The organism is Bradyrhizobium sp. ma5 (assembly GCF_042258955.1).
Taxonomy (GTDB): domain Bacteria; phylum Pseudomonadota; class Alphaproteobacteria; order Rhizobiales; family Xanthobacteraceae; genus Bradyrhizobium.
In genome coordinates this window covers 1,323,831-1,338,260 of the sequence record NZ_CP170156.1, presented here as the reverse complement: position 1 = coordinate 1,338,260, position 14,430 = coordinate 1,323,831, and the positions used below count along the sequence as shown (strand labels likewise).

Genomic DNA, 14,430 nt, shown 5'->3' with positions numbered 1-14,430 from the left:
CCAGCCATTGGGCGATTTTCTCCCGTTGGAAACTGGTCCGCTGGTCAATATTGACCAACACGCACATTTTTTAATAATTAGGTTTCGCTCGTCCAATGGAGGGACTTGTGAAGTCCGTAAAGCGACTGTTCGATCCTAAAGCTTTCTTGCCAAACTCGGGACCGGCAAGACGATATTGAAGTACCGTAAAGGCCGGATCATCTACGCCCAAGGCGAAGAGGCCGATAAGGTTTTTCACATCCAATCGGGCAAGGTCAAGGTGACGTGACCAGGCACCTGCTGTCGCCAGGAAACACCACCGGCGCTGGCCCGGTGCTCAGGAAATTTTCTCATAAAAATTACCGCCAATTCCCGAAGATGCCTGCCGCTTTTTCCCAGATTACTCCGGCTGGCAGGCCGTGAGCCTTTTGTCGCACTTCACACCGACGCTCAACCTCGATTAGCCTCCCACAATTGCGCACCTTTCTTGAGCGGTTATCGCTCAGCATTTTGTAAATCAAGCATTTGCCATCGTTCGCGCTGGCGGAGAGCTATCGTGACACCGACTGAATTCAAGAACGCTCTGAGGAAACTTAGACTATCAGTTCGTGCGGCCGCGCCGCTTTTGGGGATCAGCCTAAGACAGGCTCAGCGATATTCTCGCGGCGAAGCCGGTCAAAGTGTATCCGCGCCTGTCGCAAACTTGCTCAATGCGTGGATAGCGAACATTACGAATCTCAAGCAAACGCACGCTCAGCTTTCCGGAATGCTGGATGCGATCGATAGGCGCAGCCTCCGAATCCGCGGCGGTCGAAAAGACGAGACGTCGGTGTGGAAAGAACAGCTAACTATCTGGATCCAGGAAACAGAACATCTTCTGCGCAATCGACCGCCGGGGCTGCCTTCGCAAAATGGATTTGTGAGCATCGGCGACTGCCCGGGCTCCGACCCAGGCTGGGCAGGCCATGCTTCATTGGTGACCGCGAACGACCGGAAAAATAGCTGACCGCGGGCGTCTTCAGGCAACGATGATATAAACCAAGGCGGCTGCCACAAGCGCCGCCCAGACCAATGATATGCGGAAGTACAGCAAGTCGCGGTCCATGCTGGCGACGCTATGTCGTTCAGCTGACACGGACCTTTCATCCAACCGAGAGACCTCGAAATTTCGAGTGGCTAATTTGAAGAGTGGCCAACGGCCTGGGTGATTGCCGGTACATGTGATGGAAATGTCGCCTATCGGACATCAGCATAGGCGTATGCTGCCTTACATGCCCGATGCCGTACAATGGAAGAACCTCGCCGCTCAATACCGCGAAGAAGCAGCACGTCTACCGCCCGGGCCTAAGTGCGATGAATACCTAAAAAAGGCCGAGAACTTGGATCGGTCGGCCGATAACACCCCTCCCGCGTCGTCAGCTGGGGCCACTCGTTAGTTTTTGCCAGCCTTCTATGCTCCAAGGTGGAACTTTTTTTTGCCGCTGTGTTCACCAGTGAACAGAACCAAAGGCATTATAGAGTTTTAGTATCTCATCACCGCACCGCCCGCGGCTTCCATCGGTGATGAGACCGCCCCGATTGCGTTCCCGCCCAAACACAGGGAGCAGCGGCGTGCAGCAGCGTCGTCACTTCAAGCAAACACATTCACTAGAACAATGTCTAGCAGACGAGGCGGAACGACTCCGCCAACAGGCTGCCGAGCTCGCGCCTGGGCCTGATCGGGAAGCTGTTTTGAAGAAAGCCCGACAAGCTGAAACCGGCTCGCACATGAGCGAGTGGCTGCGGTCCTCCGAGCTTCAACCGCCGAAGTAGATCCGAGGAACTTTTGGCTTCGTCGCGCTTGATCTCTCCGGCAGGATCGTCAGCGGAGAGGAGAGCCATGAAGGGACGACGACGCCGGATTAAGCAGACCTGCCCTCTTGAAGAACGCCTTACCGAAGAAGCCAGAGACCTACGAGAGCGCGCCAGAAGCCTTGCTCCCGGTCCCGAGCGGGACAGTCTGTTGCGTCGCGCACGCCACGACGAGGCCGCTGCGTATTTGACCGAGTGGCTCATGTCGACCGGTCCGCGGGCTCCAATCTAGAAGGTGGCCCGATGCGCACCAGTCGTCACCATCACCCAATTGATGGAATCGAGGCCGCTTTTGTTTGCGCGGCGGCGGTATCGTTTCTGGCGCTGATCGCCAGCGTGGCTTGCTTATGACAGGATGCGATGGACCCCGCAGCAAAACTCGGCATGAAACGAGCGATTACGATCCGCATTGAAACTGAGTTATTGGCACGTGCGCGTGAAGTCGCAGAACGAGAAAACAGGACCCTGCCCAATTTCATTGAGACGGTTCTGAAGGAGCGCCTCAAGGCCGACGAACGGCCGCCGGCCAAGAAACGACGGCGGTTCGATCCTGACTTTCGATCCGCGAGCAAGCCGGAATAGAAAATCACCGCATTATTCCGAACCTCTGGCACTAACTGCACTGGAAATGTCGAAATACCCAGTCCTAGAATGATGCGGAAAGATCAGCTAGGAGTTGTGGCGTGCGCGGAGAGTTTTACTACCGGGTAGCTGTTGTCACGCTTGGACTGGCACCCATCGCTCTCGCCGTCTTCGCGAATAGTCGATTCCTTGGCTCTGGTTTTTTGCAGTGAGCTTTCCTACCCCACGCTAACCGCAGGAAACCGGGGCACCGGCCCCAGCACCGGCCCCCTTGGCCCCCAGGGGTGCTGGGGCCGCCGCGGCCTCATAGGGTCAGCGGCATTTTTGGGCGTCGCGAGAATGGGCCAGCGCATCGATTTTTGTTGACTCGTCGCAGTCAGCCAAGCCAAATTTTGTACGAGAACTTGCCTTGCCTGGTATCACGCGCCGTGAGCCACTACCGCATTTATCGTCTGGACCTTGAGGGTCATGTAATGGCCTCGCCCGTCATCGTTGAACGCGAGACGGATGACGAAGCGGTCGCCGATGCACGGCAGTATCTCGAAACTCGCGCGCTAGAGGTTTGGCTTGGCGCTCGCCGGGTTGCCAGATTGGACCCGGCGCGGCCCAGCCCTTCGACGCTAGGACATTCACCTCGGCCTTGAGCGCCACTTCGTATTCCCGTCCAGATTTTCGCGGACGGCCGGCGAGCAGTCAATTCGGCGCGTACTCCGCCGAAATCACGAGCTTGAAGAGAATTTTCGCCTTTGCGTCTGTGACTTCCAGACTCCAGTCGTGCCCTGGCTTCAGCGTACCGTCGAGATCTTTCAGCGTCTCTCCCGCGATCGCGGTGGCTTCTTTCCAGGCAGCGTGGCGATCCGGAAGCTCCTCCCCAACGTCGTCACGGCTGGGGCTGTCATGGTAGACATGAAAGAAATACAGCGGCATTTGATATCCTCTTCTTTCCCCTATTGGCGGCCACGAGCCAGGCTCGCCCCCAATATACTTGTACGGAAAACGACTAAGGCGAACGTCCGCGCATCTGCCGCGTTCCTAACGACCAGCTGGACCGGGAACGAATTTGTCGGCGTTTGTTTGAATCCGATTCTGTTGCGTGGAGTTGATTCATGCGTGGGTCAAATTGGACACCGTCGATCGTTCCCAGCGACGATCAGACCGTTTACCTCGTCGCCGACGACTTTGGTCCCATCGGTCGCGCCTGGCGAGAAGCGGACCTTGAGGCTGCGGACCTCGAGACCGTCATCCAGGAGATGCTCGCCGGCGAGTACTCAAATCCCATCCAGGTGGCTGCTTTCAACACATCGGAGCGCTGGTCAGACGATGTCTCGGAGGACATCGCGCGGGAGATCCAACGCCGCTGCGATCTGCAGCTGACCGACGTTCCGTCCCACTTACAGGCCTTCGTCGATCGCCATGCCAGCGGAGATCGGCGGCAGCTGACGCTGCGTCTGGTCTAACCATGCCGTTCCAGCGCAAAAAGCCGGCGGCGATCGGCATCAAGGCGCTGTTTCCGGGCTTTATTGCGCCGGCATTGGCTTCGCCGATCGACAGGGTGCCCAACGGCGAACGCTGGGTACACGAGATCAAATTCGATGGCTATCGCGTCCAGGTCCACCTCGCCCATAAAGAGGTGAAGATCTACACCCGCCGCGGCCACGACTGGTCGAAGCGCTTCAAGAAAATCGCCAACGACGCCTGGCACATTTCGGCAGCGTCAGCGATCATCGATGGCGAAGTTGTGGTACCCTCAGCAAGTGGCGCTACAGACTGCTCGGTTTTGCAGAACGAACTTTGCGGCAGTTCGACCAAGATCGTGTTGGTCGCCTTCGATCTTCTGTTGCTCAACGGGCGCGACCTGCGCCGCTGTTCGGACGAAAGGCTGCCCTGAAGAACCTTGTCGCAGGCACAAACATCCAGTTCAGCGAGAGCTTCGAAGTCGACGGCGCGGAGATGTTCGCCCACGCCTGCAAGTTGAGCCTCGAAGGCGTCGTGTCGAAGGTCAGGGACAGCGTGTATCCGACTGGCGCGCGCAGCCGCGACCGGGTCAAGAACACCTGCGCGCAGAGCGAGACGCTGACGATCGCAGGTTTTGCGCTCGACGGCAACAAATGGGACGGCATCTACGTCGGCTGCTGCAAAGCGATGACCTGATCTACGCCGGCAGGGTCGACCAGGCCTCGGCGGCCGATCTCCGGAAGCGCCTGACGCCGCTCATCCGCAAGACACAGCCCTACACGAAGCGCGTCGCGCACAAGGCGATCTGGGTCGAGCCGGAGTACTGGCCGAGATCGAGTACCGCGCCAAATCCGCGGACGGAAAAGTGCGGCACCCGTTCTTTCGCGGCGCGCGCGAGGACCTCTGACCACCGCTGCATCACCTGTGGGTCTGTGAGAAGCTGAAAGACCATTTTTCCCTCTCCGGAACATAAGGATATTGCCGCGGTTAACCGTTGTGGAGGCTCTTTTGAGATTGAAACGAACGATCGAAGGTCTGAGGCCCTATCCATCCCTGCTCCTGCTGGCGGTGCCGACCGCCACCGTTGAGCCGTTGAAGCTCGCTGCGGTAGCTGTAGCCGGAAAAGGCCACTGGATCGCCGGCACGGCGATGATTGTCGCCTGCTACGCGTTCAGTCTCCTGGTCGTCGAGCAGCTTTTCGTGATCGTGAAGCCGAAACTTCTGACGATTCCCTGGTTCGCCAAGCTCTGGGAAGGGTTCGTCTTCGTCCGAACGCGCGCATGGCGGATTCTTAAAACTTCGATCGGTCTTCACAATTGTCGACCGCCGATTGCGGCGTCCTCATGGGAACGCGAACCTTCGGCCCCCAAGCCTTGCCCCCAAGTCCGCGCGGAGATGAATCGCAAGTCCGCACTGCCAAAACGCCTGCAGCCAATGCTGGCGACTCTGACCGACCCGTTCGACCAGCCCGATTGGGTGTTCGAGCACAAGTATGACGGCCTCCGCATGGTTTCGGAGATCTGCGGCCGGAGGTCGTGTTCTACATCCGCAATGGCAACATCATCAGGGGTTCCTATAGCGAGGTCTCGAGGGCTGTCAAAGCCGTGAAGCACGCACGAGCAGCTGTCGTGACGATACTTTCTGAAAACGCTTCCGGAGCTTGGAAAGCCAATTTTTCCGTTCTTAATGCTCTCCGAATACGCCCTTTCCCGGGAAAGGAAAACACGAATAACCGTGCCAATTGGTGCAGTGCCCAAACCGCGTGCTAGCCAATGTTCGAGTCCGGCGCCGATGTCTGCTCCTCCTGATTAGGAGAACCGGACGCTGCGGGGTTTCAACTGCCGGATCGCCTTCGCGGCCTTTTGAAGGAACACTTTCGCAGATTCCAGCTCTTGACCGACCGCCAGCCCCGACACAAAGGCGCGGGCGCGCCGATTCTTTCGAGGCGCTCTGAGCGCGGTATGCGTCGCCATGGCGCGATGCGCGACGAAGTCGTTCAGGGCGCCTAGAGCGCCCTGCGCCTCCTTCAGCTTGTCTGACAGGTCATCGAGCGAGCTCTGCGCGCTGTCCGAATAAAGGCTACGAAAAAAATCGACCGCGTAGCGTACCTTCTTGATTTTAATTCGAAGCTTGTGTCGTTGTGGCGGAGCTAGCTCCTCTAGGCTTCGCGCCTCGTTGCGGAGTTTCTTCAGGCGGCGGAGCATGATTTCTTCAGCGAATTCCTTGGTTAATGCGTTTGCGATCTTTTGGGATCGAGATTTTTTCGCTTCAAGCCATTCGAGGACATCGATAGGAAGCCGACGGTACCGAGACGTGGCAAGCGCATGCCTCGCGCGTTCGAAGGCCGCGCCGCGGCGCCTAGCGAACTGTCTCTCGATCGCGCGCACGCCCCGTTTGGGCGCGTCTGCGGCTTCCAACGGTTCGATTTTCTCCGTCAAGAACACGTCAATCTCGCGGGCGGCGGCGAGCTCTCCGGTCAGCCACTTCAACTCGGCCTTAATGCGTTCGACGCCGGCAATCGGCAGGATTGCGCCGAATAGAGAGATCGCGGCCCGCAAACGCCGCAAGCCAACCCGCATTTGGTGGATTCCTTCGGCATCGAGCTCCCGCACCGCTCCGGCGTTGGACGTAAAATGCCGTAGCGCTGAAAAGGCGATAACGTCGAACGACTCGTTCACGGTCATGTTCTTTGTCAGAACGATTTCCTCGGCGCGGACGGCGGCACTCTCATTATTATCGATCACCGCATAGCCGCGTGCGGACTTTGATCTCAGATCGAGTTCGGCTCCCGTTTTCCGTTCGAACGTTCGGGCCAAGCGAATGAGATCCGAGGTCCGTCCCTGCTTCAATTCAAGTTCGAATTCCGAGATGGGGCGCCTGTGCCGGCCCGCCACGATGGTACTGCTGTCGACGGCCAGTTTGACTTCGCTTGCTCCGATGCGCAGGACGCGGGTCGTTCGGTCGACTGAAGTTCGGAAGACCGGTCCGAGCTTTCGCTTCAGCTTCTTCGCCATTCCAGCCAGCGGCGTCTGCTTCAAGTCGCCGAGGCTCGGTGAGGCCCCTGTCACATTTGCTTCCCACTCACCCCGTGCGAAGCCGCCAACAGCGGAAGATTTTACGGTTTGACAAAACTCACCGTCGGATTCTCTCACACGGATGGTTAGGCCGCGTCGGCGTAACCGCTGCTTGGGGGTGTCGTAGTAAACGGAGACAAGCTTGCGGACTGTACCGATATTCGACCGGGCCCCTCGAATGCGCATATCGGCGACTGATCCGATTTTCGCCTCGGCGATCTGGAATTTCAGTTCGGGTTCGATCGGCATTTAGTTGATCCCGGCCTTATTCAGCTTGAGACATAATGTCCTTGGGCGCGTTTCCGTTGCAGATCGACTTCGACCATTGCTTGTCGGTTGGGCCTCCGTTTTGCAGATGCTGCGCTGCACGACAACGTCACTCCGACCAGCATCGAATTGGTCTACTGCAACTCTCGATCTGAGGAAGCGTTATCTGCCCACCGCTCGCCTCCTTGCGACCGCTCCTCGGCAATGAAATATCGCTGGTTGCGAACCGTTCTTGCATTTTGGACAGCGGTAGGCTTGACAGTTGGACCGGCCCCGCCGACCCGATCATCCCTGCCGCTCTCAAGTCGCGGTCGTTCACGGCGTCGCGAACCAGCCCGGCCCCGCGACCGGTTTGTTGGCGCGCGCCGAGATGGCGAGCTGCACCTCGCCACGAGAATGCCGGCTTGAGGGATGATTCAGGTCACAGTTGGGTGTCGCGTTCGGCCTCGGGAGCCGCAAGGCAAGTGCTCGGTATCTTAGCCGACATGGCACTAGGCAGCCCGGCTCGCGACGCGAGTTGGAACAAACCCCTATAATCCGCGATTGGCACTGCAGGTATAAGCTTCCGGACATTGAGCGTTGGCCATCATCCTAGTCGTAACAATCGGCGCCTTCTGCAGAGCCACCGCGGTTGGCGGCTTGATGGAATCGGCTTTGGGGCCATCGCCGTCCAATAGAAAAGACGCCGGCGCCGATCCGGCTCTTAGGCGCACCTCTGCAATCGATCGATTTCGGGCTGCTAGACGCAACGCTCTAGGGGCCGCAAGAGGAACGACATGAACGACGGTGCTGCCGGAGACGGCGCCGCGCCTGTTGCCTCGACTGAAGCAAAGGCTTCGGATCCCGTGCGCGCCGCGCTCGTGCTCGGGGCGTTAGGGGTCGTATTTGGCGACATCGGTACGAGCCCCATCTACGCATTTCGCGAGTCCATTAAGGCTTCCGGCACTTCGGGGAATATGAACGTCATCTTTGGCGTGTTGTCGCTGGTGTTTTGGGCGGTCATCCTCGTGGTAGCGGTTAAATACGTCTTGATCGTCATGCGCGCGGACAACGACGGCGAAGGGGGCACAATGGCGCTGCTGTCGCTTGTGCTGCCCAAATTGCGCAATATGCGAAGGGCCCTTTTGACTATCGGGCTCGTGGGCGCATCACTGTTTTTTGGTGACGCAATGATCACCCCGGCCATCTCAGTCCTAAGCGCCGTCGAGGGCGTGGAAATCGTTACCCCGCTCCTCAAGCCGTATGTCGTTCCGCTGGCGGCCACCATCCTGGTCGGGCTATTCCTAATCCAAAGCCGTGGCAGCGCCAGCGTCGGACGCTTCTTCGGCCCGGTCATGGCGCTTTGGTTCTTTGTCCTCGGCGCCGCAGGCGGATGGAACCTGATCAAACATCCTCAGGTTCTGGCAGCCTTGAATCCGAGCTATGCCATCTCTTTTCTCGTTCACGCGGGTGGCTGGATCGCCTTCACTGTGCTCGGTTCTGTCTTTCTCGCCCTCACCGGCGGCGAGGCTCTCTACGCAGATATGGGACACTTTGGCCGCAAGTCGATCCGCCTAGATTGGTTCGCTTTCGTCATGCCAGCGCTGGTGCTCAATTACTTCGGGCAAGGCGCGCTCGTGCTTTCCAATCCCGACACGTCGATCAATCCATTCTTTCTGATGTTTCCGACCTCACTGACCGTTCCGATCGTCGTCCTGACGACATGTGCGACCGTGATCGCGAGCCAAGCAGTTATTTCGGGCGCGTTCGCGCTTGTTCAACAAGCAATCCAGTTAGGAGCGCTGCCGCGGCTAGACGTCAGGCAGACTTCTGACGAGGCCGTCGGGCAGGTGTATGTGCCTCAGGTGAATTGGCTACTTGCTATCGCCGTGCTGGGCCTCGTTTTCGGATTTCGGAGCTCGGAGGCTCTTGCCAATGCTTATGGGATCGCTGTCGCCGGCGATATGCTGGTGACGACTGTTTTGGTTACGACGGCCGCCCTGGTCGTATGGCGGTGGCCCCTGCTACTCATCGGGCCGATCGCGGCATTTTTCTTTATGCTTGACGCAACGTTCGTGGTGTCGAACGCCCACAAAATTCCGCAGGGCGGCTGGTTTCCACTGTTAGTCGGAAGCGCCGCACTGACGCTCATGCTAAGCTGGCGGCGTAGCCGCGAGGTTGCCCTAGCGCGGCGCGAGGCCGACGCGATTCCCCTCCAAGCTTTTATCGAAGAATTGTCAGGTCCGCACCCGCCGGTGCGGGTCCCGGGTACAGCGATCTATTTCACTACGCGGAAGGATGTCGTGCCGGCCGCACTTTCGCTGAATCTGAAACACAACAGCGTCGTGCATCAAAATTTGATGTTCTTGAAGATCACGACCGCGCGTGTTCCCAAAGTAACCGATTCAGATCGAATTTCCGCCACCGAGCTCGCACCTGGGCTAGAGCAAGTCGAGATGAGATTTGGGTTCGCCCAAAAGCCAGATGTCCCTGCAGCCCTCGCCGCACATTCTCGAGAACTCGGACCGAGCGTGGCCCAAGCATCGTTCTTCTTGGGCAGGGAAGTCCCAGTACCGTCTCTTCACCCTGATGTACCCCTTTGGCAGGAGACGCTTTACGCTTTCATGACGCGTAACGCAGTGCGCGCCCCCGATTACTTTCTGATTCCGCCCGCGAGGGTCGTGGAGCTAGGCACCAAGGTGGAGATGTAAAGGCGCTCTCTATGCCTCTCTTGAATCGCGCTAGACAGGAGCGAGCATGCTCCCGTAAGTCCCCCGTAAACGCCTGTTCCCCATCAACGACACGACGGCTTCCAGCATCGTGGCCCCAAATCATTTTCGCCTGCAGCGAAGCATGCGCGCAACCCCGAGGCCGTCATTTCAAACTCCCAACAGTGGGGGGCAAGAGTGACTTCTAGGAGCAAATAGAGACTACTGGCGTTGCCCCTTGTTCCCGACCTGTCAGCCCACCACCAAATTTTCGGCCGATGTTTTCCGCGATTGTCCCGCTTTGTAGCTGACTTTCGCACCCTCAGTTAGGCTACTCAATGACAATGGCATGTACGTGAAGAATATGTCCCTTTGACCCTATGGCCACTGCGGTTGATTGGCTCGACGCCTACCGCGCTGGCGATGTTGAAACCATCCTCGACATGTTTGCCGATGACGCAGTGATCTGCTGTGATTGCGGCGGCACGAAAGTCTGGGTCGGAAGGCGCTTCACGCCTATTGGATTGATCGCCTGAGGCGTGACCCGGCTTTCGAGATGGACGACCTCCAGCCTTCCAGCAACGAAATCAGAATCTCCTATTTTACGGGCTCCGGTCTGGTCAATGCGGTTCTAACGCTTAATGGAGTTGGGCAAATCAGGAAGCTTAGCTGCGGCCCCTCAAACTGCGGAGAAGGGTAAAAACGAGCAGGGCTGTACCGGCGTGTTAAGACAAAGCGTGCGGCAATAGGAACTTCGTTAGATTGCCGCTGTTCTTGCGAGAGGAGGCGCCGGCATGAGCAATCTGACCATCAAGGAACAACCGGATCGCCTTCATATCGACATGCACCAGGCCGTTGAGGTCAAACTCTGGGCGCGCGCCCTCGGCGTATCCAAGGAAGAGCTTCGAAAGGCCATTGATAAGGTCGGCAATTCAGCGGTTTCCGTGCGTAAAGAACTCGGAATCGATTGGAGCGACGGCGATGAATCGCGAGACGGAGAAACTGGCCAGCGGCGCACTACTCGAGAAGGCTAAACAGTACGAAGCAGAGATCCCCGCCGATCCGACCTACGCGACCGAGCACGGGGCTACTTCGTAGTCCGGGACAAGGACCGCGGGACTTGCGAAGGAGACGCGCTTCACATTCACGATGCCGTCGGAGTAGCTCAGCTTCCGAATTCATCCGGCGTGCGGATGCTCCAAAAAGAAACGCAGCATTTCCTTCGTGGCATCCGGCCCCTCTCCGTCCGTATAAGATCCGGCGGGGCTCCCTCCCGACCAGGCGTGGCTGGCGCCATGGATGTTCCAGTGCTCCAGGATCTCGCGCTGACCGTCGAGGTAGGTCGTTCGCGTATATCCATGACCTCCCGGAATTTGCCCGCGATGCACTTTCTTGTGCGTCTTGGTCGCTCCGATAGCCTGTTCGACGACCTGGACGCCATTGTCGGGATGCACGGTGGCGTCGCGATCGCCGTGAAAAACAATGGTCGGGATCACCGGGCCGGTCGACGCAGGGCGACCGCCCTTGCCTCCTTGCCGCATAACGGTGAAGGCCGACGGCATATCGGTAGCGGCTCCATAAGCGAGGCCGGAATGGATCCCGACCGCCGCGTATAGATCGCTATAGGTGGCTCCCATGATTGCTGCGGCGGCGCCTCCGGCCGAGAGGCCGGCAACGAAGATACAATTTGGATCGATCGAGTAGTCACGCATGACTTGGCGAGTGATACCCGCGATCAGCGAGGGCTCGCCTTCGTCGCGGCGCTGGTCGGCAGCGCGAAACCAGTTCCAGCACTTGGACTGATTGGCGGCGCAAGGCTGTGCTGGATAGACGACCAGGCAGTTCTGTTCTTCCGCGATGAAGTTCATTTTGGTGCCAGCCGCAAAATCGTCTGGCGACTGCGTGCAGCCGTGCAGCATGACGACCAGCGGGTGGGGCTGACCTCGTTGGTAGCCGCTGGGGATGAACAGCTTGTAGGATCGACTTCCAGCGTTGTTGCTGTACTTGCCGTCGATGAACTTCGTTCTTTCCGGCATGATGTCGGCCTTCGAAGCAGGCGCGTGCTTGGCACCCCGCAGGCCGAGCCAGGTGCCGTCCTTGGCCTGATCGAACAGGGGCCGGTGCCGATGTGCCGTGGTATCCGGAGCTTTGAGGTCGGCCCCGCCGATGCGGTTAGAGTTGAGGTCGATGGCGGGCGGAACGCCGCCCGGAAGACCGACGATCTGCGGGACGAGAGATGCCGCAGCGGGCGCGTGCTCTCCTCGGAGCATGCGCTGGAGCAGCGCCGTGGCTTCGGTCAGTTGCCCCGCTCGGGTCAACCGCGTGGCTTCTCGCAGCGTTTCTTGATTAAACATCGTGTTCACCTTGTTCTGTCGGCGAGAGCGGCCTTGACCGCGGGGGTGGCATGGAGGGCGCCGAGCACCGAGACCGAGCCGATGGTGGCGCGGGCGAGATCGGCCGTGACGTCCTGCGCGATGCTGGCAAGGCCGAGCACATTGATGTGCAGCATCTCGCCGGCTTGCCGCGCTGCTTCGAGGTCCGCGCGCGTGTAATTTCGAAGGCCGAGATCCAGGCCTTTACGGATGGTAGATTGTTTGACCACGTCGGCGTGACGCTCGAGCTGATTGCGGATCGCCGTCCGAATGAAATCCGTGCGGTTCGAATAGAACCCGTCCTTCACCATCAGATCGATGTGGCCTAGGTCAACGAAGCCGAGATTGATGGTGATCTTTTCACTTTCCGGAGGCTTCGGCCTCAGTTCCTGGACATCCGAGGGCATCACTCAGCCTTCCATATACCATCTGTATGGATGGTATATGGAAGGCGAAATCCGCCGAACAAGGGGTGTGTGACGAGAAAGACACTTCTGTAGTCGTCCCCACACCGTGACCTACGATTTGAATTTCGCGCTCTCTACGACGCCGCCTTCAGGACGCGGTCGCTCGAGCTGGTTCGCGACCTTCGCGACGACGCTCGCGCCGTTCGCGCCTTCGTTTCGCGCGCTCAACGAGCGGCGGTAGCGGCGGTACGGCTGCATCGACTGTCTCGGGCGGTACGGTCTCGATCGGCGGGTCGATGCCGGCGCGCGCCTCCATGATCTCGAGCACGGCCCGCCCCCGAGCAGTGATTTTCCAGCCACCGCTTTCGCGATCGACCAGACCTTGCGAAAACATGTCGAGGTCCGGCACTCGTGCAGCCAGCCGCTTGGTCCGGTCGGCCCAGTCCCGACCGCTCGTCGCCAGTGTCGCCATGTCGCGTTTGATGTCGTCCATCACGGCGAATCCGCCCGGATAGGACACTAAGATCTTCAACACTGTGATCTGGAAGTTCACCCGCCGCGTCTCGCTTTCAGCGACACATGGTCGGCAGCCCGGAGAGGGCCTCGCATCCCACCTGGCTGAGGCCAGCGGGCGAGACCTCGCCGCGGGTCGCTGCTTCCAAGATTTTTGAAGCGACGTGCGTGCGCGCTCCGGTTTCGCGTGCCAAAACGCTCTCGCAAACTTCGTCCAGGACCGCGCGCAAAAGCGCGCTGGTAGCGGGGTCGAACATTGAATGCCCCCACGGGAAAGCCGCATAGTAAACGACCAAATGAAAATCGCAAAGATCGCCTTAGCGACCGCATTCATAGTTGGCTCAGTTGCGACGACATCCGCACAAGACGGCGGCGGAGACTCCCCGGCTGCGACCTCGGGTCAGGGCGCGTCCAGCAGTCCGAGCGCGGCAAATCCAGGCGCGACGCAGAATGATCCGAAGAGAGGGAAGGCACGGCAGGCAAGAGCAACAGCACCATCTCCAAGGACGGCGCGCAAGGAGCACACGAAGAAGTAAGCACGCGTTGGATCGTTCGTCGGACTTGCTCCGCGCAACTCGGCCCCAGCATGGCCTTCTCGCTGGGTTCTCTTTGCATCTGATACGGTTACGTTTCGACCTGCAAATGCCGACGAGACTATTCTGACGGCAGAGAAGGGAATCACCATCTCCCGCTCGACTCCGTTTTGAGGGACAACATAAGACATGAAGAAGGCAATGAGGGTTCACCCTAAAAGGCGGGTCGGCCCGCTACGAGCGAGGATCCTCTAAAGGGGTTTCGCGCATCGCCTGAAATGCGCGCAACCGTCGCCAACTGGGCTGAATATCAACCGGGCATGCCGTCTCTGTCCGAAGCCGGCTGGTCGAACTCGGTTTGACCATACCGACCAAGCCCCTGACTGAGCACGGAGGCCAGCAAGGCCGTGAAGACCCAAAGCAACGCGCCCGCGAACTGGCCGTATCGACACGGTGACCGGCCCCGCGGCCAGCCCTGACGATCAGGCCAGTCGTCAGCGCAGGCTCATTAAAGGGCCTGAGGAATTTCAGACGGTGCGGCGCGATCGAAAGCGGAAATGAGCGATGTAATGCAATCGGCAAGCCAGGAACACGAGATCCCTTCAGGCTATCCCGTCACACCGAAGAGCCGTTCAGGGAATCCCGCTACCGCCAGCCGAGAAGGCGAGCCATGGGACGCGCGGCGAGCGCTGCAGCCTCGATTTCACCAC

The 14,430-nt window shown here is 59.0% G+C and carries 12 protein-coding genes and 2 pseudogenes; 8 read left to right on the top strand and 6 right to left on the bottom strand.

Features of this window, described 5'->3' with window-relative positions:
• Positions 1–535: 535 nt before the first annotated feature.
• Positions 536–985: a hypothetical protein gene (locus tag ACE103_RS06175; RefSeq protein ID WP_375778714.1), complete on the top strand. Its 450-nt coding sequence runs from the start codon at positions 536–538 to the stop codon at positions 983–985.
• 1,205 nt (positions 986–2,190) lie between these two features.
• Positions 2,191–2,412 (top strand): hypothetical protein, encoded by a 222-nt coding sequence (locus ACE103_RS06170; RefSeq protein WP_375778713.1) that lies wholly within the window; start codon positions 2,191–2,193, stop codon positions 2,410–2,412.
• Between the two features lie 693 nt (positions 2,413–3,105).
• On the opposite strand, the gene ACE103_RS06165 is transcribed toward ACE103_RS06170, so the two are convergent.
• On the bottom strand, positions 3,106–3,339 hold the full coding sequence (locus tag ACE103_RS06165; protein WP_375778712.1) for a DUF6894 family protein: 234 nt from the start codon (positions 3,337–3,339) through the stop codon (positions 3,106–3,108).
• A gap of 179 nt (positions 3,340–3,518) precedes the next feature.
• Between ACE103_RS06165 and ACE103_RS06160 the strand changes: the two genes are divergently transcribed.
• The 3 genes and pseudogenes from ACE103_RS06160 to ACE103_RS06150 form a co-directional block, all read left to right on the top strand.
• Positions 3,519–3,869, top strand: coding sequence for a hypothetical protein (locus ACE103_RS06160; RefSeq protein WP_375778711.1), 351 nt, complete (start codon positions 3,519–3,521; stop codon positions 3,867–3,869).
• A 2-nt stretch (positions 3,870–3,871) separates the two neighbouring features.
• Positions 3,872–4,774: pseudogene (locus ACE103_RS06155) on the top strand (DNA ligase).
• A gap of 488 nt (positions 4,775–5,262) precedes the next feature.
• Positions 5,263–5,477: pseudogene (locus tag ACE103_RS06150) on the top strand (DNA ligase); the annotation flags it as partial.
• A 198-nt stretch (positions 5,478–5,675) separates the two neighbouring features.
• Here the strand turns inward: ACE103_RS06150 and ACE103_RS06145 are convergent.
• Entirely contained in the window at positions 5,676–7,190 is a 1,515-nt protein-coding gene (locus ACE103_RS06145) for a CHAD domain-containing protein (protein ID WP_375778710.1), read from the bottom strand.
• Positions 7,191–7,984: 794 nt separating this feature from the next.
• On the opposite strand from ACE103_RS06145, the gene ACE103_RS06140 reads away from it, so the two are divergent.
• The 3 genes from ACE103_RS06140 (at position 7,985) to ACE103_RS06130 (ending at position 10,929) form a co-directional block, all read left to right on the top strand.
• Positions 7,985–9,898 (top strand): potassium transporter Kup, encoded by a 1,914-nt coding sequence (locus ACE103_RS06140; protein WP_375778709.1) that lies wholly within the window; start codon positions 7,985–7,987, stop codon positions 9,896–9,898.
• Positions 9,899–10,275: 377 nt separating this feature from the next.
• On the top strand, positions 10,276–10,431 hold the full coding sequence (locus tag ACE103_RS06135) for a nuclear transport factor 2 family protein (protein WP_375778708.1): 156 nt from the start codon (positions 10,276–10,278) through the stop codon (positions 10,429–10,431).
• Between the two features lie 258 nt (positions 10,432–10,689).
• Positions 10,690–10,929: a DUF3606 domain-containing protein gene (locus ACE103_RS06130; protein ID WP_375778707.1), complete on the top strand. Its 240-nt coding sequence runs from the start codon at positions 10,690–10,692 to the stop codon at positions 10,927–10,929.
• Between the two features lie 144 nt (positions 10,930–11,073).
• Here ACE103_RS06130 and ACE103_RS06125 read toward each other — a convergent pair whose 3' ends face one another.
• From ACE103_RS06125 to ACE103_RS06110, 4 genes are all read right to left on the bottom strand, one after another.
• Positions 11,074–12,249 carry a PHB depolymerase family esterase gene (locus tag ACE103_RS06125; RefSeq protein ID WP_375778706.1) on the bottom strand — a complete coding sequence of 392 codons (1,176 nt, stop codon included), beginning with the start codon at positions 12,247–12,249 and terminating at the stop codon, positions 11,074–11,076.
• Positions 12,250–12,254: 5 nt separating this feature from the next.
• Positions 12,255–12,674 (bottom strand): CopG family transcriptional regulator, encoded by a 420-nt coding sequence (locus ACE103_RS06120; RefSeq protein ID WP_375778705.1) that lies wholly within the window; start codon positions 12,672–12,674, stop codon positions 12,255–12,257.
• 148 nt (positions 12,675–12,822) lie between these two features.
• Positions 12,823–13,227, bottom strand: a complete 405-nt coding sequence (locus ACE103_RS06115; RefSeq protein WP_375778704.1) for a hypothetical protein — start codon at positions 13,225–13,227, stop codon at positions 12,823–12,825.
• 16 nt (positions 13,228–13,243) lie between these two features.
• Positions 13,244–13,444, bottom strand: coding sequence for a hypothetical protein (locus ACE103_RS06110; RefSeq protein ID WP_375778703.1), 201 nt, complete (start codon positions 13,442–13,444; stop codon positions 13,244–13,246).
• Between the last annotated feature and the right edge of the window lie 986 nt (positions 13,445–14,430).